This is a genomic window from Advenella kashmirensis WT001 (genome assembly GCF_000219915.2).
GTDB classification, from domain to species: Bacteria; Pseudomonadota; Gammaproteobacteria; order Burkholderiales; family Burkholderiaceae_B; genus Advenella; species Advenella kashmirensis.
Window position 1 is genome coordinate 4,129,472 of the sequence record NC_017964.1, and the last position, 18,752, is coordinate 4,148,223.

The 18,752-nt window shown below is 54.2% G+C and carries 20 protein-coding genes and 3 pseudogenes; 8 read left to right on the plus strand and 15 right to left on the minus strand.

Annotated elements, in window-relative coordinates:
• Positions 1–163: 163 nt before the first annotated feature.
• The 3 genes and pseudogenes from TKWG_RS19350 to TKWG_RS19360 all read left to right on the plus strand — a co-directional run bounded on the left by TKWG_RS19350 (position 164) and on the right by TKWG_RS19360 (position 3,043).
• Positions 164–1,198: an ABC transporter substrate-binding protein gene (locus TKWG_RS19350; RefSeq protein ID WP_014752461.1), complete on the plus strand. Its 1,035-nt coding sequence runs from the start codon at positions 164–166 to the stop codon at positions 1,196–1,198.
• 3 nt (positions 1,199–1,201) lie between these two features.
• On the plus strand, positions 1,202–2,164 hold the full coding sequence (locus TKWG_RS19355; RefSeq protein ID WP_014752462.1) for an ABC transporter ATP-binding protein: 963 nt from the start codon (positions 1,202–1,204) through the stop codon (positions 2,162–2,164).
• Positions 2,151–3,043 (plus strand): annotated as a pseudogene (locus TKWG_RS19360) (ABC transporter permease). Before TKWG_RS19355 ends, TKWG_RS19360 begins: the two are co-directional and overlap by 14 nt.
• Positions 3,044–3,171: 128 nt before the next feature.
• Here TKWG_RS19360 and ccsB read toward each other — a convergent pair.
• From ccsB to TKWG_RS19375, 5 genes are all read right to left on the minus strand, one after another.
• Entirely contained in the window at positions 3,172–3,939 is a 768-nt protein-coding gene (gene ccsB, locus TKWG_RS27395; RefSeq protein ID WP_407636870.1) for a c-type cytochrome biogenesis protein CcsB, read from the minus strand.
• Positions 3,924–4,523, minus strand: coding sequence for a hypothetical protein (locus TKWG_RS27400; RefSeq protein WP_407636871.1), 600 nt, complete (start codon positions 4,521–4,523; stop codon positions 3,924–3,926). The genes ccsB and TKWG_RS27400 overlap by 16 nt, the downstream gene beginning before the upstream one ends.
• 8 nt (positions 4,524–4,531) lie before the next feature.
• On the minus strand, positions 4,532–5,758 hold the full coding sequence (locus TKWG_RS27405; RefSeq protein WP_407636872.1) for a cytochrome c biogenesis protein ResB: 1,227 nt from the start codon (positions 5,756–5,758) through the stop codon (positions 4,532–4,534).
• Positions 5,755–6,570: a cytochrome c biogenesis protein ResB gene (locus TKWG_RS27410; protein WP_407636873.1), complete on the minus strand. Its 816-nt coding sequence runs from the start codon at positions 6,568–6,570 to the stop codon at positions 5,755–5,757. The genes TKWG_RS27405 and TKWG_RS27410 overlap by 4 nt, the downstream gene beginning before the upstream one ends.
• A gap of 198 nt (positions 6,571–6,768) precedes the next feature.
• A complete protein-coding gene (locus TKWG_RS19375) occupies positions 6,769–7,482 on the minus strand; it encodes a c-type cytochrome (RefSeq protein ID WP_014752465.1) in 714 nt (237 codons plus the stop codon).
• Positions 7,483–7,654: 172 nt separating this feature from the next.
• Between TKWG_RS19375 and yihA the strand changes: the two are divergent.
• A pseudogene (yihA, locus tag TKWG_RS19380) lies at positions 7,655–8,277 on the plus strand (ribosome biogenesis GTP-binding protein YihA/YsxC).
• A gap of 306 nt (positions 8,278–8,583) precedes the next feature.
• A complete protein-coding gene (hemB, locus tag TKWG_RS19385; protein WP_014752467.1) occupies positions 8,584–9,597 on the plus strand; it encodes a porphobilinogen synthase in 1,014 nt (337 codons plus the stop codon).
• Between the two features lie 134 nt (positions 9,598–9,731).
• Here the strand turns inward: hemB and galU are convergent, their stop codons facing one another.
• On the minus strand, positions 9,732–10,568 hold the full coding sequence (gene galU, locus TKWG_RS19390) for a UTP--glucose-1-phosphate uridylyltransferase GalU (RefSeq protein WP_014752468.1): 837 nt from the start codon (positions 10,566–10,568) through the stop codon (positions 9,732–9,734).
• Between the two features lie 54 nt (positions 10,569–10,622).
• Entirely contained in the window at positions 10,623–11,177 is a 555-nt protein-coding gene (gene rfbC, locus TKWG_RS19395; protein ID WP_014752469.1) for a dTDP-4-dehydrorhamnose 3,5-epimerase, read from the minus strand.
• A 144-nt stretch (positions 11,178–11,321) separates the two neighbouring features.
• Here rfbC and rfbB point away from each other — a divergent pair.
• A pseudogene (gene rfbB, locus TKWG_RS19400) lies at positions 11,322–12,405 on the plus strand (dTDP-glucose 4,6-dehydratase).
• A gap of 179 nt (positions 12,406–12,584) precedes the next feature.
• Here the strand turns inward: rfbB and TKWG_RS19405 are convergent.
• Together TKWG_RS19405 and TKWG_RS19410 are read right to left on the minus strand one after the other, a co-directional pair.
• The gene (locus TKWG_RS19405; RefSeq protein ID WP_014752473.1) at positions 12,585–13,190 is read right to left on the minus strand and encodes a Fic/DOC family protein; all 606 of its coding nucleotides are present in this window, start codon (positions 13,188–13,190) and stop codon (positions 12,585–12,587) included.
• Complete coding sequence (locus tag TKWG_RS19410) at positions 13,177–13,359, minus strand: antitoxin VbhA family protein (protein WP_014752474.1); 183 nt, start codon at positions 13,357–13,359, stop codon at positions 13,177–13,179. The genes TKWG_RS19405 and TKWG_RS19410 overlap by 14 nt, the downstream gene beginning before the upstream one ends.
• Before the next feature lie 240 nt (positions 13,360–13,599).
• Here TKWG_RS19410 and TKWG_RS19415 point away from each other — a divergent pair, with 240 nt between their 5' ends.
• Positions 13,600–13,914 carry an antibiotic biosynthesis monooxygenase family protein gene (locus TKWG_RS19415; protein WP_014752475.1) on the plus strand — a complete coding sequence of 105 codons (315 nt, stop codon included), beginning with the start codon at positions 13,600–13,602 and terminating at the stop codon, positions 13,912–13,914.
• A 66-nt stretch (positions 13,915–13,980) separates the two neighbouring features.
• Here the strand turns inward: TKWG_RS19415 and TKWG_RS19420 are convergent, their stop codons facing one another.
• The 5 genes from TKWG_RS19420 to TKWG_RS26285 all read right to left on the minus strand — a co-directional run bounded on the left by TKWG_RS19420 (position 13,981) and on the right by TKWG_RS26285 (position 17,553).
• Entirely contained in the window at positions 13,981–14,535 is a 555-nt protein-coding gene (locus tag TKWG_RS19420; RefSeq protein ID WP_041710495.1) for an MOSC domain-containing protein, read from the minus strand.
• Positions 14,536–14,737: 202 nt separating this feature from the next.
• Positions 14,738–15,925, minus strand: coding sequence for a DUF1501 domain-containing protein (locus TKWG_RS19425; protein WP_014752477.1), 1,188 nt, complete (start codon positions 15,923–15,925; stop codon positions 14,738–14,740).
• A complete protein-coding gene (locus tag TKWG_RS26280) occupies positions 15,922–16,641 on the minus strand; it encodes a DUF1800 family protein (RefSeq protein WP_081489353.1) in 720 nt (239 codons plus the stop codon). The genes TKWG_RS19425 and TKWG_RS26280 overlap by 4 nt, the downstream gene beginning before the upstream one ends.
• Complete coding sequence (locus TKWG_RS27415) at positions 16,548–16,847, minus strand: DUF1800 family protein (RefSeq protein ID WP_050981680.1); 300 nt, start codon at positions 16,845–16,847, stop codon at positions 16,548–16,550. Before TKWG_RS27415 ends, TKWG_RS26280 begins: the two co-directional genes overlap by 94 nt.
• The gene (locus TKWG_RS26285; protein ID WP_081489354.1) at positions 16,831–17,553 is read right to left on the minus strand and encodes a DUF1800 family protein; all 723 of its coding nucleotides are present in this window, start codon (positions 17,551–17,553) and stop codon (positions 16,831–16,833) included. The genes TKWG_RS27415 and TKWG_RS26285 overlap by 17 nt, the downstream gene beginning before the upstream one ends.
• 271 nt (positions 17,554–17,824) lie before the next feature.
• Here TKWG_RS26285 and TKWG_RS19435 point away from each other — a divergent pair, with 271 nt between their 5' ends.
• Positions 17,825–18,091, plus strand: coding sequence for a hypothetical protein (locus TKWG_RS19435; protein WP_014752478.1), 267 nt, complete (start codon positions 17,825–17,827; stop codon positions 18,089–18,091).
• A gap of 141 nt (positions 18,092–18,232) precedes the next feature.
• On the opposite strand, the gene TKWG_RS23100 is transcribed toward TKWG_RS19435, so the two are convergent.
• The gene (locus tag TKWG_RS23100; RefSeq protein WP_085946378.1) at positions 18,233–18,736 is read right to left on the minus strand and encodes a thioredoxin fold domain-containing protein; all 504 of its coding nucleotides are present in this window, start codon (positions 18,734–18,736) and stop codon (positions 18,233–18,235) included.
• Positions 18,737–18,752 lie beyond the last annotated feature (16 nt).

Here is an 18,752-nt window from a genome sequence, read left to right on the forward strand (position 1 = left end):
TGCCAGTTGCACCCGAACCGGTAGTCGCCTCGCTGCAGGATTGCCTGAATTGCCAACACAATAGAGCTAGCCCGTACGCCGTTCTGATCCCGCCAATAAACACGCCGCATACTCGACCGTCAATAACAACATTTCAATCTTCACTTTATCCAGAGAGTCCATCATGAGTATCAATGCTGCCAGACGCCCGTTTCGTTTTCTGTCAATGCGTACCGCAGCGCTTGCACTGGCAGCCTGGGCATTTGCCGGCACCACGGCGTATGCCGAAGGTCAGTTGCGAATCGCCGAGCAGCATGGCATCGTCTATCTGTTGCTGCAGGTTGTGCAGGATCAGAAACTGATCGAAAAACACGGCAAGACCACGGGGCTTGAGATCAAACCCCAATGGGTCAAGCTGTCGGGCGGCGCGGCAATTAATGATGCCCTGTTGTCCGGCTCAATCGACATCGCAGGCGCCGGTGTGGGCCCGTTGCTGACCATCTGGGATAAAACTCGCGGCAAATACAATGTCAAAGGCGTCGCCTCCCTGGGCAACTTTCCGTATTATTTGATCAGCAATAATCCAGACGTTAAAACCATTGCAGATTTCAGCGATAAGGATCGCATTGCGCTGCCGGCAACAACCGTTTCGGTCCAGGCACGCATATTGCAACTGGCTGCATCCAAGCAATGGGGTAAGGAGGCGTTCAAACAGCTGGATCGGCTGACGGTGACCCTGCCGCACCCGGAAGCGACCGGCAGCATCATCAAGGGCGGCACGGAAATCAACGCCCATTTTGCCACGCCTCCCTATCAGGAACAGGAACTCAAGGGCAACAAGAACGCGCATATTGTTTTGAAATCCTATGACGTGCTGGGCGGACCGTCGACATCAACCGTGCTGTACGCCACAGAGAAGTTTCGCCAGGACAACCCCAAGACCTATGGCGCCTTTGTCGCGTCGCTGAAAGAAGCGGCGGCGTTTATCAAAGCCAACCCTGAAGGCGCGGCCGATGCGTATATTCGGACGGCTAAAAGCAATATCGACCGCAACTTGTTGATTGAGATCATCAGGAATCCCGATATCCAGGTCAAGCTGGCGCCGGAAAACACCTTCCCGCTGGCTCAGTTCATGGGCGATGTCGGCGCCATCAAAAACCGCCCGGCATCCTATCAGGATTACTTTTTTGATGATGAACACAACCACAATGGCAGTTGAAATATGACCCATGCACTGAAAAACACGTCGTTGCGACTGGCTGCCACTCCCGCGCAAGTGCTGCAAAAATCACAACCCGCTAGTCAAAGCGCCCCCACCGGTCCGGCAGGACAGGCGTCTTTGCCACGTGGCGATGTTCTGCCAGAAGCCAGCCTGCCCGAGGCCCTGTTTCGTGCAGAGCGGGTAAACCTGCGGTACCAGACCGGCGATGCCATCGTACAGGCGACGCGCGACGTTAGTTTCTCCATCTACAAAGGCGACCGGTTCATTCTGCTGGGCCCGTCCGGTTGTGGCAAATCGAGCCTGCTCAAAGCGGCTGCCGGATTTATCAAGCCCCAATCGGGCGCTTTTACGCTCAATGGCAACGCCATTTCCGGGCCAGGACCCGACCGGGTGGTGGTTTTTCAGGAATTCGATCAGCTAGCCCCATGGAAGACGGTACTGCAGAATGTCATCTTCGCCTTGCGCGCCTCGCGTACGCTGGACAAGGTGCAGGCAAGGGAGCGCGCTGAGCATTATTTGCACCGGGTCGGACTGGGCAATTTTTTGCATGCCTATCCGCATACGCTCTCGGGCGGTATGAAGCAACGCGTTGCAATTGCACGCGCGCTGGCGATGGAACCGGCGGTGCTGCTGATGGACGAGCCCTTTGCCGCCCTGGATGCGCTTACGCGGCGCAAAATGCAGGAAGAATTATTGCAATTGTGGGAAGAAACCCGGGTCACATTGATGTTCGTCACCCATTCCATAGAAGAAGCGCTGGTGGTCGGCAATCGGATTTTGCTGCTGTCGCCGCATCCGGGCCGCGTACGTGCAGAGCTCAACAGTCACCAATTCAGTATGGATAGTGCGGGGAGCGAGCAGTTTCAGGCGGCAACCAGCCGAATTCACCGCCTTCTATTCGAGGAGCTGCCTGCCTTCGAAGCAGATTCCACGCTTGCCGAGCATTCTCATGAACCAGCCTAGCTTGCGCATCGAACCCCCTTACCGACCGGAGTTCGAATATCCGCTTTCGGCACTGGCGCCCGCAGCACAGGCCGAGTCGCTGCGTGAACCCCTGAGCCTCACGCATCGCCTGGCCAATCATGACGGCGTGCGCAAAATCCTGATCCTGGCAGTTCTGGCGACGATCTGGGAAATAGTCGGTCGCTGGCAGGACAATGAACTGCTGCTACCCACATTTACCGCCACCGTTGGCGCCATGTGGGCTGACCTGATCAACGGCGAGTTGCCTGCCCGCATGGCGATTTCACTGTCGGTGCTGCTGCAAGGTTATGCGCTGGGCGTGATATTGGCGTTTTTTCTGACCACATTTGCCATTTCCACCCGACTTGGCCGGGATATCCTGTCCACCCTTACCTCCATGTTTAATCCCTTGCCAGCCATTGCGCTGCTGCCACTGGCGCTGATGTGGTTCGGACTGGGCACAAGCAGCTTATTGTTCGTACTGGTGCATTCGGTTATGTGGCCGCTGGCCTGAACACCTTTGCCGGATTTCAGAGCGTGCCGCAAACACTGCGCATGGCAGGGCAGAACTATGGACTGCGCGGGCTCAGGTTTGTCTGGCAGATCCTGATTCCGGCCGCACTGCCCTCCATCGTATCCGGCCTGAAGGTTGGCTGGGCCTTTGCCTGGCGTACGTTGATCGCAGCTGAAATGGTCTTTGGCGCATCATCGGGCCAAGGCGGCCTGGGTTGGTATGTGTTCCAGCACCGGAATGAACTGGAAACCGCTCAGGTGTTTGCCGGACTGGTCATGGTCGTGATCCTGGGCCTGGTGGTTGAAAACCTGGTGTTCAGAACCCTGGAAAAAATGACAGTGCGGCGCTGGGGCACACAGCAGTAGGCAGCACAAACGCCCGCCAGCGCGAGTGCAGATGAATGAATTGATGATTTTCCCTGTTGGGATACCTGGTTGCCGTATAACCGGGTATCCCTTTTTTTGGCTGTCCGGCGCGGGGCGCCAGCTGTGGCTTACAGCTCTCCGTAGGAGTGCAGGCCCGACAGGAAGATATTGACGCCCAGGAAGGCAAAGCTGGTAATAACCAGACCAACCAGCGCCCAGTAGGCGGCAAATGTCCCGCGCATGCCTTTCATCAGGCGCAGGTGCAGCCAGGCGGCATAGTTGAGCCAGACGATAAAGGCCCAGGTTTCTTTCGGGTCCCATTGCCAATAGGTGCCCCAGGCATCGGCGGCCCAGAACGCGCCCAGAATGGTGGCCACGGTGAAAAAGGCAAAGCCGATGGAGATGGATCGATACATGATATCGTCCAGCACCTCCAGCGGCGGCAATTTGGCAGCAATGACGCGACGTCCAAGCAAAATGGCCGCCACGATGGCCAGGCTGCCCAGGAAGTACACGAACCAGAAGCCCATATTGTCTTTGTCTCGGAAAATGAACAGCTCCGACACCATGGCGCCGCCCACGACCAGCAGCGGAATCATGGGTTTCCAGCTGGTGGTGGCACCATGCTGCTTGACCAGATAGGCAAAACCGACCATCGCGGACAACGCAAAGGAACCATAACCAATGAAATTGGCCGGTACGTGCAGTTTCATCCACCAGCTGCGCAGGGCGTTATTCAACGGGGTAATCACGGCAGCGTCACGCTCAAATGTATACCAGAGCAGAAATATGACGGCAGACGAGATGACCAGCAGCACAAAGCCGCCCAGGGCACGCGTGTTGTAGCGTCTTTCGTAATACAGGTAGAACAGGGCCGTGATCAGGCAGAACAGCACGAAAACTTCATACAGATTGCTGACAGGGATGTGCCCATATCAGGCGCAATCAGATGACCCTCGCGCCAGCGCACCAACAGGCCGGTAAAGCCGGCAAAAACGCCGGTCCAGGTCAGGGCTGACCCCATCCAGGCGCCAGTCGTACTGACAAATCCGATCCAATAGCACACAGTGGCCATGAAAAACAGTGCGCACATCCACAAAATGGCCGATTGTGAAGAGAGCAGGTATTTGAGCAGGAAATTGCTTTCCGCATGTGCCAATTGGCCGTCATACAGCCATATGGCCACACCGGCAGCCAGGGCACAGGCGATCATCAGCTTGCGCGCGGGCCGCCACAACCAGCCAATCCAGGTGGCCGCAAATGTCATGCCGACCAGAATGGCTTTCTCGTAGTAATCCATCGAATCGGGGTACTGAATGATGGCGTAGACGGCGCCTGCCAGCAGCACCAGCAGGAACAAAAGGTCTGAAAGGTCGGGTTTACCGCGCAGCACGCGGCTGTCACCGGACTCGGTAATATTCTTTTCCCAATCGACCAGCTGGTCGGCGGCTCCTGATGCGGTCACAACGGTATTTGACATATTTGCCCCTAGGCTTTTTCGTTGCCGGTAAAGTAATGGCGGAAGCGCTCGAATTCACGATTGAAGTCGAGGGTGCGTTTTTGCGAGGTCATTGCTGCCATCATACGGCTATCCTGATCATCCTGCCCGGGCTTGACCCAGATCCAGATTCGACGATCACGGATGTAGAACATGGAAAACACACCCAGCATCAGCAGGATTGATCCCCCATAGACCAATAGTTTACCCGGGGAACGCGTGGCCTGCAAAACACTGGCCTGAATGTGCTGAAAGGTTTTCAGCTGAAGAAACATGGGCGCCGGGTAGTTTGCCAGATCAGAGACGGCACGCAGGGACAGATCAAACCAGCGCGCCTGTGCCTGGGCATCCGGCCCTTCGAAAACGATGGGCGCAAGACCGGCTTGTTCGCGCGCCAGGTTGCGCAGCTCAATGGCGCTAAATAGCAGGTACTCGCGCAGGATTTTCTTCATGGGTTCGCGCAACTGGGCAGGAACCCGGTCGCTTTCCGGCACGCCCTGGCCTTCAACATAATTGTCGATACCGACAAAGCCGTCGGCTGCAAAGACACTGAGCGCGCGCTCGGCCAGTTGCACGATGACCGCTTTATCAATCCGGCCATCCTGATTCTTTTCTGCATAGGCCGTGGCCGCTTTCAGGCGCAGCGCCTTGTCATTGAATGCCGCACGCATGGCCAGAAATTCGTTGACCGTGCTTTTGCTATCTGCAGGAATCCGGACATAACGGAACATCGAGTCGCCAGGCAGTTGCATACCGATCAGGAAAACCGGTGAGTCTTCAAGCATGACCGGCAGCATGTAGTTATTGAACTTGATGGACTGATTGCGATCATCGGTCAGCGTATAGGACACGCTGGGGCCAATGTTGCGCAATTTCTTTTCGCTCCTGCCGGCAGCGCTGCCGGTTACGGCCAGGATGTCTTCCTGGAATGTTTTGGGTTGGGCTGCGCCCGGGTTCGGCGCGGACAGATCTTCGACGTTGATGGGTTTGAAGTCATCGAAGGTCACGGTGTAGTTCTTGCTCTGACCATTGAGGGTTGTGGTCAGGCGTGTCTGCTCTCCGACCACGCCGGACAACTCAAACGGCGCGCTGTCGCTGCCTGCCAGCGGATAGCCGGTTACTGACACCTTGGAGCCACCATCATGAAAGCTTGACTGATACAGGGTAATGCCATGCATCTGGAACGGATGATTGACTTCGATGGTTTCGTTGGTCACCTGGCCGGTTGCCTGTCGGTGATCGTCACTTCGCTGGCAAAACGCTTGGGCGTCCCATTGGTTTCGTAGTACTCAATAATAAATTTATTGAGCTTGATATCGAAGGGCAGCATTTGCAAATACTGCCCGCCGCTGAGCGCCAGAATACCGGTGTTGGACGAATTGCCTTCTGCGATGGAGACATTGCCGCGAAAACTGGGGTTGCCCGGCGAAAAACGTGCTGCGTCCGGCACATCGGAAACGTATCTGGCGGTGTCGGGAATGGGTTGTTTGCTGCCCAGCCAGATTTGCAGACGGTTGGGCAACTCGCTGTCGAGCAGCCCGCCGATACAGACGATCACAATGGCCGAATGCGCAAAAATATAGCCCAGCCGATTGGCACTGCCCTTTTTGGCCGCCAGCAGCGTGCCGCTGGCGTCGGTTTTTTCCTTGACCGCATATCCTTCTTTTTTCAGCCAGCCCCGCACCCGCGCGAGTGAGGCAGCACTGGTCAGGCCGGTTTGGATATCTATGCGATGCGGAAAGGCACGCAAGCTGCCTTCGCGGATATATTCGCGAAACGAACGCATGTCCTTGAACATCTTGGGCGCATTGCGTATCAGGCAGATGCTGGTGGAGACCACCAGAAAAGTCATGATAAGCAGGAACCACCAGGTGTTATAGACTTGCGCCACGCCGAACTTGCTGAAAACAGCATACCAGTACATACCGAACTGGTCGGTGTAGGTCAGATCAGGCTGGTTTTGCTGCAGGACCGTACCGATAATGCTGGCCACGCAGATAAACATGAGCAGGCTCACAGCAAAACGCATGGAGCCGAGCAATTCAACGAGCTGGGCGCCCCAGGCTCTGGTAGTGGGTCTAGAAACTGAATTTGTCATAAGAAAAAGGGGCACACGATGCGCGTTACCCCTTCTTTGACCCGTTGCTACGGAAAAGTTCCATAACACAGGTCAGAAATTGTCGGTTGCGGCCAATTGCGAGGGGCCGCTGACCGTCAGGCTGTTGAATCAGCGAATGCCGGCTGCGTAGTCTGCAACGGCCTGGATGTCTGCCTTGTTCATGCGGTTGGCAATTTTACCCATCATGTTTTCCGCGCCACCCTGCGTGCGATAGCCATCGGCAAAGGCATGCAACTGAGCTTCAAGATACTCTGGATGCTGACCGGACAAACGGGGAAAGGCCGATGGGATACCCTGGCCAGTCGCGCCGTGACAAGATGCACAGGCGGGAACGCCACGGTCGGGGATACCGGCACGCCAGATCTGGCGACCACGTTCAACCACTTTCCGATTGTCGCCCTGCTTGGCTTTGGCCGGTTGAGTCAGTTGCTGTTTGCTCAGGAAGACCGACAGGTTCTGCATGTCTTCCTTGGTCATTTGCGCTACGATAGGCGCCATGGCTGTAGGCTTGCCGTCTGGCGTGCCGCGAATAACCTTGTCGGCGGGCGCCTTGAAGTGTTCAAGCTGAAGCGTGAGGTACTCATGAGGCATGCCGGCCAGATTCGGGTACATGGCAACCCCACTATTGCCGTTGGCGCCATGACAGGCAACACAGGCAAGAATGCCGCGAGATGTATCACCCTTTGTGTAAAGGGCTGCACCTTTCTCGGCGTCAGGAACAGCGGATGCAGCAGCGGCTTCTGCGCCGAAAGCTGTCGTACCGAAGGCCATGCCAGCCAAAACGCTGCCGGCAACCAGAATGTTTGTTAAAACTCGCTTCATGAATATCCTCTGTGATCCCATGGATCTGGGGCGCACTTTAGCAGCCACGGCCCGTATTTTAAAAGACAAATGCGTATAAACACGGAAGTATAAACCTCAAACATGAATTTAGGCATTTTTTGGCTTAGCAATTATACAATAGAGGACGAATCTTTTTTTGCCGGAACCCTTTGTGTCAATATTACATCGCGCCTCGTTTTACACTTCAGCCGCCCGGCTCGACCAGTTGCCGCCGCCAGGGGCGCCTGAAGTCTGTTTTGTGGGCCGCTCCAACGCCGGCAAATCTTCCGCTATCAATGTGCTGGCCAACCAGAAACGCCTGGCGTTTTCGAGCAAAACGCCCGGACGCACCCGGCTGATCAATCTGTTTGGCATCCCCGATCCGCTGGATCCGGAGCAGCCGCTGGGCTTTCTGACCGACCTGCCCGGTTACGGCTATGCCTCTGTCGCCCGCGACGCCCGCGAAGAATGGGCTGAAGTGCTGGGCGCCTATCTGCGCCAGCGCAGCTCGCTGGCCGGCGTGGTGCTGCTGATCGACATCCGCCGTGGCGTGACCGATCTGGACAAGCGCCTGGCCAACTGGATCGCGCCTACCGGCAAGCCGGTGCTGGCGCTATTGACCAAGGCCGATAAACTGCCTTACGGGCAGCGCATCAAAGCGGTCTTTGCGGTGAAACAGGAGCTGGCTGATATCGGCGCCTGAATGCGGTGCCGTTTTCCGCCACGCAACGCATTGGGCTGGAAGAGGCTGACCGCAGCATCGTCAACTGGATCTCTCCGCAGGTCGTACCCTGATCGCCACGCCCCTAGGTGAACGGGCAGAGCAGGCGGAACTTTTCGGGCAACAGGCACTCTGATAACACAATCGCGTACTTGGGTTTGTTTCAGAACACCTGTTCAAGACATTTGCTTGCCGTGCCCTGCCCGCAACCGCCGGACCGGAAAGCGGCCTGCCCTGGCAACCGATATGATTGCCGCGCCCACCGCCTCTTGCTCGCTTGCCCTGAACCGGCACAACCCTGTGGATGATTTCTGATCTCCTTTTTTTGCTTCACCTTTACATTGCACCCTTGCGGTGCCGATTGCAATACGGATAACACCATGACTTCAATAATCACTGCCGATTTTCCCGCATCCCGCCCTCGTCGCAACCGTCGTGACGATTTTTCGCGCCGGCTGGTTCAGGAAAACGTCCTGACCGTTAATGATCTGATTTACCCGGTATTCATCAAGGAGGGCACGGGCGTGACCGAAGCGGTGGCGTCCATGCCAGGCGTCAACAGGTATAGCCCCGACACGCTGCTGGCAGTGGCCGAGACCTGTGTTTCGCTGGGCATTCCGGTAATGGCGTTGTTCCCATCTATCGACCCGTCACTGAAAACGCCCGACGGTATTGCCGCCACGCATGAAGATGGCCTGATTCCGCGTACCATTGCCATGCTAAAGAAAGCGTTCCCCGAACTGGGTATTTTATGCGACGTGGCGCTGGATCCGTACACCAGCCACGGGCAGGATGGCGTACTGGACGAAGACGGTTACGTGCTGAATGATGAGACCACCGATATCCTGGTGCAGCAGGCATTGACCCAGGCCCGCGCCGGCGCCGACTATGTCGCGCCCAGCGATATGATGGACGGCCGCATCGGCGCCATCCGGCAGGCCCTGGAAAAGGAAAAGCTGATCTACACACGCATCATGGCCTATTCTGCCAAGTACGCCAGCGCCTTTTACGGGCCGTTTCGCGATGCGGTTGGCTCGGCCACCAATTTGGGTAAATCCAACAAAATGACGTACCAGATGGATCCGGCCAATCGCAACGAAGCGCTGCGGGAAATTGCAGCAGATATCCGCGAGGGCGCCGATATGGTCATGGTCAAGCCAGGCATGCCCTATCTGGATATCGTACGGGAGGTCAAGGACACCTTCCGCGTGCCCACCTACGCTTATCAGGTTAGCGGCGAATACGCCATGATCAAGGCGGCCGCGCAAAACGGCTGGCTGGACCATGACAAGGTGATGATGGAGTCGCTGATGTGCTTCAAGCGCGCCGGCGCCGACGGTATCCTGACATACTTTTCAATTGAAGCTGCCCGCATTTTGACCGGGCGTCAGTAAACCACCTGCAGCCTGCCATCGCATACGCGCTCGGTGTGTGCGATCTGTGGCCGATTGCGGCCTGGGCTGGTTCATTGACAGGCAATCACGGGTACGGGATATCCGCTAGCCGTGACTGCCTTGCCAGGAATGAATTACAGCTTGAAGCCGTGGTATTTCTGGCCTAGCGCTACCGTGGCGGCAAAAAAGCCTGCCTTGCTACCGCAATCGTAGCGCGTACCTTCGTAGGCAAACCCAAATACATTACGGCTTTTGAGCAAGGCAGCAATGCCGTCGGTAAGCTGGATCTCGCCACCGGCACCCTTGCCGATGTGGCGCAGGTATTCAAAAATCTCCGGTTCGAGAATATAGCGACCCACCACGGCCTTGTCTGAAGGGGCATCGGCCGGCGCCGGTTTTTCAACGATCTGGTTCACCTGGATCGTGTTGGACGACACCGATTTACCCGCGATAATCCCGTATTTATTGGAGTCTTCGCGAGCAATGGTCTGGATACCAAGCACACTTCCGTTATTGGCATGGGCAGCCTGAATCAGTTGCTGGGTCACCGGCACGTTCGAATCAATCAGATCATCGGCCAGTAACACAGCGAACGGCTCATTGCCCACTACAGGTTCAGCACACAGCACGGCGTGGCCCAGGCCCAGCGGTGCCGGCTGGCGGATGTAAATGCAATTGACGTTGGATGGAATGACCTGCCGCACCTGCTCCAGCATCTCCTGCTTGCCCTTTTCTTCCAGTTCGGATTCCAGCTCGGGCATGGAGTCAAAATGATCCTCGATCGCGCGCTTGTGCCGCCCCGTAATGAAAATCAGATCGGTAATGCCAGCCTTGACTGCCTCTTCCACTGCGTATTGGATAAGGGGCTTATCCACAACGGGCAGCATCTCTTTAGGCATGGCCTTGGTCGCCGGCAAAAAGCGGGTGCCCAGGCCTGCGACGGGAAATACAGCTTTACGGATCGGATTCATTTAAACCTCATTGACGTATCGAATAACGCCATTTTATGATAAAAGCCGCAGCGCTCAGGGGTATAAGTCCTGCAGGCCGGCAAACACAGGGAAACGCCGATCCCTGTCAGACAGTATCATATGTTCGCGTGGCACCTGCCAATTAATGTTCAGTTGTGGATCATCAAAGGCCAGACCACGTTCGTAATCGGGGGCATAGGCGGCATCGGTTTTGTAGGTAAAAATAGCCTGTTCGCTGAGCACGGCAAAACCATGTGCAAAGCCGGCAGGAATAAACAACGATTGCTTGCCCACGGCATCCAGTTCAATTTGCAGAGACTGTCCGAAGGTCGCGCTACTCTTGCGCAAATCTACGATGACATCGCGCACCCGCCCGGCCACCACGCGCACCAGCTTGTTCTGGGCATAAGGCGGTAACTGGTAATGCAGCCCTCGCACCACGCCATAAGACGACTGTGATTCGTTGTCCTGAATAAAGCGTAGTTCGCGCCCCAGGGCCTCATCAAGCACCTGCTGGCGCCAGGCCTCCAGAAAATAACCGCGTTCGTCGCGATGCACTTTGGGAGTGATCAGCAGGACATCGGGAATAACCAGGCGTTCTGTTTTCATGCGTATCGGGCAAAGCCCCAATGGATTGCATCAACGCTGATTATAACTGATAGGCCATCACCATCGCCAACAACAGACTTCGCGGTTTACACCGGTCCTGTTATCATGAATCATTGCAACTTTCACATAACGGCCCTGAACGCAATGGCATCCTTGCTTGTTACCGGTGGCGCCGGATTTATCGGCGCCAACTTCGTGCATTACTGGCTCCGAGCGCATCCAGACGATACGCTGGTCGTGCTGGATGCGCTCACGTATGCGGGCAACCGCAGCAGTCTGGCCGGGCTTGAACGCCACGCCAATTTCACATTTGTACACGGCAATATCTGCAATACCGACCAGGTGATCGCATTGCTGCAACAGCACAACGTGGACACCATCGTGCATTTGGCTGCAGAAAGCCATGTGGATCGATCCATCCAGGGCCCGATACCTTTATCCGCACCAATATCACCGGCACCCACAGTCTGCTCAAGGCGGCGCGCCAGGTATGGATAGAGGTGCCGGCGCTGCAAAAAAAAGCCCCCCTGCCGCATCGCTTTCATCACGTCAGTACCGACGAGGTATTCGGCAGCCTGGCGGCCGGCCAGCCGGCGTTTACCGAAGACACACCCTATGCGCCGAACTCGCCGTACTCGGCAAGCAAGGCCGCAGCTGATCATCTGGTGCGGGCCTACCACCAGACTTATGGCCTGGCCACGACCATCAGCCGATGCTCGAACAATTACGGCCCCTATCACTATCCCGAAAAGCTCATCCCTCTGACACTGACAAACATCCTGCACAACAAAACCATTCCGGTTTTTGGCGATGGCCAGCAGGTGCGCGACTGGCTATACGTGCTGGACCACGTTCGCGCCATCGAAGCGATTCTGGCACAAGGCAAGGCTGGCGACACCTGGAACGTCGGCGCCGCTGCGAGCTGACCAATCTGCAGCTCATCCATCAGTTGTGCCAGATTATGGACCGGGCCTTTGCAACGCGGCCACCGTTGCGGCAGCGGTTTGCGCAGGCAACGGCGGCGCAGGCGGGCAATAGCGCGTCGCTGATCCGCTATGTGCAGGATCGCCCCGGCCATGACCGGCGCTACGCTATGGATCCGACAAAGATTGAACAGGAACTGGCTTTTGTCGCCAGCGAACCGTTTGACGCGGGCATCATCAAAACCGTTGACTGGTTTCTGGACAACGAACCATGGTGGCGTTCGGCATTATCACAATTGACATAAACAGTCTGCTGCAAAACGGACACGCCATACTACCTCGCGCTGGTCGGACGAGGAGGATGTATTGTGAGTGAGTGCTGGTGCGAGGCATTGTGGGCCGGCGCCTGGATCGCGGTTGCTCAAGGTTTTTTGCAGCCGGGCACCTTGGTCCTTGCACAAACCGGGGGTTTAAGCCCGTGTATTTATTTTCTTACGGTCAACGCTTTCAAGTTATCTTTGATCAGGCTGGCCAACTCGCTCACATCGCCATGAAAAGACAGAATGGCAGCATCGGTCATTTGCTGCTGACTGATATTTTCCCATTGGATTGCATACCCGGCCTCTTTGACAAGCTGGCCGATAAAATGCCGGGTGGCCCTGCCATTACCGTCCCGGAAAGGATGGATTGCGTTCAGTTCGCCGAGATAATGCGCAGCCCTTTCGCTTATCGTGTCGGCCTGCTGGTCCCGCAAATAGTTTTCATCCTGCAGCTGGCGCAACAGTTGCCTGGCCGATTGCTCGATGTATTGATGGTTAGCGAATCTGGACGTTCCTTTGGAAATATCCACGGTCCGGGCCTGGCCCGCCCACTCGTATAAATCACCAAAAAGCCGTTGATGTATTTGCTGCAAATGATTGAAGTCAAAGTTGCCTTTGACCGGATGCGCTTTCAAGGCGGCCGAAGCAAACAGATAACTGTTGGATTCGGCAATGCATAATGTCGCGGCGTCCTTAATGCCCTCTTTGTTGATCAGGACATCTGTACCCGGATAAACATAGGAATCGGGGCTGCTGCTATACTTTGCCATTCCTGATCCGGGCAAACACGTTCTGCTTTGCCTGTTCAATAGTCAATTTGCCCTGCATGACCAGTTCCAGGTCGGCCAGCGCCTGCGCATCCGGGATCAGCCCTTCCAGGGCCAGAGAGCCAATCTCTGATTGCATTTCCTGCCGAAACTCTTCTGACTGCACGTCCATTAAAGACCTTTAAATATTGAAATAGCAACCATATCATTATAACAAAAATACCTTACTTATCATATATTTAAATGAACTTGCCGAGAATCTAATGCAACTGCATGGACCCGGGTGACTTATCGTTTTTCCATCGCCCGCATTGGTTGCCGGCGCACCCATATTTGCCAGTGCTGCGGCCTCCTCTACGCGTTCAGTAATGCTAGAATCCGTATGCACACTTACTCAATGACACTTCTCTCAATGTACTCATCCACTTTTATTTTCTCAAAAAAACAGTTTGACGACGAGTTTCACAGTCTGGACAAAACCATTGCTGAAATAGCACGCAATATAGACGGTTATTTGGGTGAAGAGGCCTGGGAAAATCCTGTTACCGGGCTGGTGTCCAATGTGTATTACTGGGCGTCGCTGCAGGCGCTGGAAAAGCTCATTCATGATCCCGTACATCGTCAGGCAAAAGCCAACCAGGCCAAATGGCTCAACGGATATAAAGTTGTGATTGCCCAGGTAAAAGACATATACGGCGACGAGCGCCTGGGCATTATTTCCGGCTAGCAGCCACGATAATTGGCACACCAGCAAACCTGCTGATCAACAAAGGCAAGAGCGAAAAAAGTACGCCTACACGCGCTCCAGCGGCAGGTAGGGAGGCGCGGGCAATTGAACATGGATTGAATCCCCTGCGCGAACCGTTCCTCCCGCTATCACAATTGTCATAATGCCAGCTTTGCGGATCAACTCACCATTGGGCTGGCGCAGCAACACCGCCTTGAGCAGACCTGGCTGGAACAGGTCTATTTGCACGCAAGGATTGCGCAAGCCCGTTATCTGTAAAAGCACATCGTCGCCAATTCTGAGCAACGTGTCCCTGGGCAAAGACAGCAGATCTACGCCTTCAGTGGTAATGTTTTCACCCAGATCAGCGGGCCTCACATTAAAGCCCTGGCTTTTGAGCTCAGCAAAGAGTTCGGCATGCATAAGATGAACCTGGCGCAGGTTCGGCTGCATCGGATCTGCTGCAACCCTTGATCGATGTTTGACGGTGACGCCCGCATGCGCATCGCCCTGCACGCCCAGGCCAGTCACGATGCATATCTCTGATACGGGGGTTTTGGAAAAGCGATGTACATCGTCTTGGGAGACAGACAGTACGCGCCCGCTGGCTGGAATGGTCATATGAAATTTCCGCAAAGATTTTTTTATTGTAATGCGCGGGTATTTCATTTGTATGTAGGGCCCCCACCAGGCCTGAGTAAGGCTGGCTGCCCCAAAGCGTGTTGCGAGCGAAATACTACTCAAGTCCGCTAGCAGGCCTGTGCCGCTTCATCGAGCGTACCCAGGCAAACTTGCGCGAACCATCACTCTTTGAACTGCACTATCAGACCAGCTTGATTGCCGACACTTTTGATGAAGGAAAGACCTTTTGCAGTTGCGCATTATTCAGACCATAAACCTGTTTGAACAATCCGCCAAGCACATCCCGCGAATTGTTGAGCACCTTGTAATCACGCTCTTCATTCAGGGAGGCAATATTGACATCGGTTTGTTCGCCCAGGATCTTGCCCCCGTTAACAGCGCCTCCGAGCAGCCAATGCACCGAGCCGTGCCCATGATCGGTGCCCCCACTGCCGTTTTCACGAAAGGTGCGGCCAAATTCAGACATCACATACACAACCGTCTTGTCCCACTTCGGACCCATTTCCTCGGCGAATGTCTTTAAGCCGCTGCCCAGGCTCTTGAACTGATTGGCCAGCATACCGGTAGCGCCACCTTGGCTGAAATGCGTATCCCAATTGCCAATATCAAGAAACCCCAGACTGTATTTATCTTTCATGAGGGTAGCCATGCGTTTGACCTGCAAATCAAAACCTTTAGCATTCATGGCATTCCTGCTGGCCGCTTCCTTTTCCTTTTCGAATTCTTCGAGCATCATACGATGATTGGCCACGCCTTCTGCAACGGTTTGTTGGTCCTTCGTGTTTTTGTATAGTTCTTCTAGGAGCGAAATTTGCTCGTCTTTATAAATGGATTTGCCCGAGCCGCTAAGGGCAATCAACGGAACTCGCGCCGGCCCCTGCATGATGAGCGGATTGTTGTTCGTGAAAGAAACTGGTTGAGCCTTGGCTCCCAGCACTGCAGCTAGCCGATTCAAAAAGCCTGATCCGTGCTCACGCGAACCGGTAGCTGGCTGTCCACTTTCCATGAAGTCCTGCGTTTCAAAATGGCTACGAGACATATTAGCAGTGCCAGCAAATGGAATAAACGATATCTGTTTCTGTTCCCACAACGGCAGTAGAGTGTGCTGAAACGCAGGATGCATTCCCCAATTATCATTCAGTTTCAGTGCCGCGCCCTCTCCACTGCCAGGCTGCGCGATCGCGATACGCGGTCGGGTTTCATAATAGTCATCGCTGGTATAAGGCACCAGAAAATTACAGGCGTCATAGGCGCCACGAAGAAAAATAACCAACACTTTAATGTCAGTGCCTTCCGCTGCAAAAAGCTGTTGACTGTTCACAGTGAGTGGAGCCAGCATGGTGGCTGCTAAAAAATCACGTCTGTTCATTGTGTAAACTCCCGGTTCATCCATTCGGGTGAGGAAAATAGCATTGCATTCCATAAGACCGGATTCTTCTCCGTCTTCTTTAAAACAGCCTGCGTTGTCTGAGACAAATGGGGTTTGATATTTTGGTCAAAAAATTCATTATTCAACTCTGGTACTGCCGCCTTGACCTTTACAGGCTTACTTCCATATTGAAAAAACCGTGGGCTACCACTACTTAGGAAACGGACAACCTCAAAACGCTTAAATAGCTGACTTGAACCATCCCACATGCTTTTTTCCATAGGATAGCCGTCTGGAGTAACCCTTTGGTAAAGCCCTTGGCCTAGGTTTCCCAGGAACGACGCCAACGGTACATAATTCTGCACTTTGTTGTCTTCATAAGCCAACCGTGCGGTCGACACTACAACTTCCATGGGAGTTCTGAACTTACGTTCTAACGAAGACAGAAACGCCTGACTATTAAATAGGACTTCCAACGTTTGTTCAATATCTCCTTCACTGGTGAGAAATCGCTCACTCATCTCTTTAATTAGTGAAGCATCCGGCTTGTCACCCATGAAAAACTGGGCCAATTTTGTACTGATATGGGTTGCTGTGGCCGGCTGTCCGGCCAGCATCGTCGCTAAGGCGTCAATTTCATCCCAGCCGGTGCCTTTAATAGTAGAACCCATAATTTTCTTGTTTTTATAGTCGTGATCTTTTGGAGAAAACTGCAAACCATTTTTTCGGAAAAACCAACTCCCGCATCTTGCTCGAGTTTATTTGAAACGGGTCCGAAAGCTGCGCTTATGCCCGTAAGAACACGCGCCACTTCTGTCACATCCTTTTGCGTATATCCGCCGTTTACCCCTAATGTGTGTAATTCCATAAGTTCACGCGCGTAATTTTCATTAGGTTGGTTTTTTTTATTTTTTAGAAGCATCGAGATAATCGAGCATTGCTGGGTGGGTCATCGTAGCTCGTAAAATATCCTTGAATTTACCTAATGCATAGGGCCGAATAGCCTTATCTTCATAGTCCGCGATTTGCCATCGAATGTTCGCTTTTTTAACGAATACAGAGAAATGATTAAGCCAAAACCAAGCCATTTGTTCTTTTAATTGCCATGGAGAATATATCGCCCGCATCAAGTGACGGCGCTCAGCTATGGCCACCGCTTTATTTCCTTCTCGTCGCAAAATAGTATTAAATTGCGACCGTTTCTTCTCGTCTTTCACTTGCCGACGGTACTTCTGGCGCCGTTCGGTAATATCCTCCATCATCACCTCTTGAGAACGATACCCACGATTAAGTTCAGTAGCTGTCTCTTTATCAACCTTATCGTCTTGAGGTGGGTTTAGTTGCTTTTTCAAAAAAGCATCGCGACCCAGCTTTTCGTACTCCATCACCGTCTGTTTATTGACCCCATAAGTGACTCGATTTATCCATGCCAGATCCTCGGCAGACAGCGCAGCGAATGCCGGAGCGACGGTGGACAACAGCAGAACGAAAACCAATACAATCCATGCACTGCTTCGTGTCATTACGTCATCAAATTTCGATACACGACTTGGTGAGCGGACAGCAGCCGGTGAGCAGGGATAATTTCCTGGCTTGTACTGTTTGGATTTGATCCACATTTTTAGCATGAACAATTCTCTGTCTGGAGTTGGGGGCCATCCCGCTTCGCCCGCGAGACATAGGGATTTTAGTGTAATGTACCGCCTTGCAGCATTAACAAATTGAAAGCGGCTGAAACGATGCGCATGTGACAGTAAATGACAACAGGAAACTGTTATTGCATTACGGAAAAATCACTGCAGCAGAAGAGGGACCACTACTTGCCGCAACTATCTGGCCCATTGTCGCGGATTTGTATTACTATATCGGGAATGGTTTTTCATAGTCAGGGGAAATGAGATGAAAGTGCTGATCACGTATGACCGCCGTCTGCTGGGTACCCGATTTACCAAGTTAAAACAGCTCATAGATGAACATTTCCCCAGTCGCTGGCATTGCTACGATTCGAGCTATATCGTGGCAACCAATCTGGGGGTCACGCAGGTACGCGAGCTTTTGCTGCCTGCCCTGGATACCAACGACAGCCTCCTGGTGATCGAACTGGGAAATAAATGGGCTGGCATCGGTCTTTCGGAAAAGAACCGTAGCTGGCTCGATCTGGACTGAATCCTCTCCTCTTGCTGCATCCACATCCGGCGTGTTGTCACACCCGGATAGCAATATTCTTAGCCCCCTCTTTTGCAATCTTTCACTTGCCAGGGCATGCCTGTGTCTTGCGAAAAGAGGCGACTGGCCGCCGCGCTGTTCCTAGCGTAGCGCCAGCTGCAATTTTTTCAGAAATTTGTCCGCCTTCTGAAAACCGACCACGCGATTGCTCTTCATTTCCTGGCCATTGCGGTCAAAGAAAATAATGCCCGGCGGGCCGAACAGGCGAAAGCGCTTGAGCAGTTCGCGATCCTGCTCATTATTGCCGGTGACGTCCGCCTGCAATACAAGCATGTCGTTCATGGCACTGGCCACCCGGCTATCGGAAAAGGTGAATTTTTCCATTTCGTGACAGGAAATGCACCAATCGGCGTAGAAGTCCAGCATGACTGGTTTGCCGGCCGCCGCAATGCGCGCTTCGAGCTCCGCCAGTGATTGCACCCTTTCGAACTGCACTTTGGCAACGCTCGATTGCGCGGCTCCGTTTACCTGCGCGATCCCTTTGAGGGGAGCCAGCGGATCCCGGCTGCCGGTTGCCAGACCCACCAGCAACAGCAATGCCCACGCGGCAGCCAGCAGGCCAAGCGCACGCAATATGAGCCGCAAGGGCCGGCGCTGGCGA

Coding starts and splice junctions, on each gene's coding strand:
- TKWG_RS19350 (WP_014752461.1), top strand. CDS start 164: ATGAGTATCAATGCTGCCAGACGCCCGTTTCGTTTTCTGTCAATGCGT.
- TKWG_RS19355 (WP_014752462.1), top strand. CDS start 1,202: ATGACCCATGCACTGAAAAACACGTCGTTGCGACTGGCTGCCACTCCC.
- TKWG_RS27400 (WP_407636871.1), bottom strand. CDS start 4,523: ATGTCAAATACCGTTGTGACCGCATCAGGAGCCGCCGACCAGCTGGTC.
- TKWG_RS27410 (WP_407636873.1), bottom strand. CDS start 6,570: ATGCGTTTTGCTGTGAGCCTGCTCATGTTTATCTGCGTGGCCAGCATT.
- TKWG_RS19375 (WP_014752465.1), bottom strand. CDS start 7,482: ATGAAGCGAGTTTTAACAAACATTCTGGTTGCCGGCAGCGTTTTGGCT.
- hemB (WP_014752467.1), top strand. CDS start 8,584: ATGACTTCAATAATCACTGCCGATTTTCCCGCATCCCGCCCTCGTCGC.
- galU (WP_014752468.1), bottom strand. CDS start 10,568: ATGAATCCGATCCGTAAAGCTGTATTTCCCGTCGCAGGCCTGGGCACC.
- rfbC (WP_014752469.1), bottom strand. CDS start 11,177: ATGAAAACAGAACGCCTGGTTATTCCCGATGTCCTGCTGATCACTCCC.
- TKWG_RS19405 (WP_014752473.1), bottom strand. CDS start 13,190: ATGGCAAAGTATAGCAGCAGCCCCGATTCCTATGTTTATCCGGGTACA.
- TKWG_RS19410 (WP_014752474.1), bottom strand. CDS start 13,359: ATGGACGTGCAGTCAGAAGAGTTTCGGCAGGAAATGCAATCAGAGATT.
- TKWG_RS19415 (WP_014752475.1), top strand. CDS start 13,600: ATGTACTCATCCACTTTTATTTTCTCAAAAAAACAGTTTGACGACGAG.
- TKWG_RS19420 (WP_041710495.1), bottom strand. CDS start 14,535: ATGACCATTCCAGCCAGCGGGCGCGTACTGTCTGTCTCCCAAGACGAT.
- TKWG_RS19425 (WP_014752477.1), bottom strand. CDS start 15,925: ATGAACAGACGTGATTTTTTAGCAGCCACCATGCTGGCTCCACTCACT.
- TKWG_RS27415 (WP_050981680.1), bottom strand. CDS start 16,847: ATGCTTCTAAAAAATAAAAAAAACCAACCTAATGAAAATTACGCGCGT.
- TKWG_RS26285 (WP_081489354.1), bottom strand. CDS start 17,553: ATGCTAAAAATGTGGATCAAATCCAAACAGTACAAGCCAGGAAATTAT.
- TKWG_RS19435 (WP_014752478.1), top strand. CDS start 17,825: ATGAAAGTGCTGATCACGTATGACCGCCGTCTGCTGGGTACCCGATTT.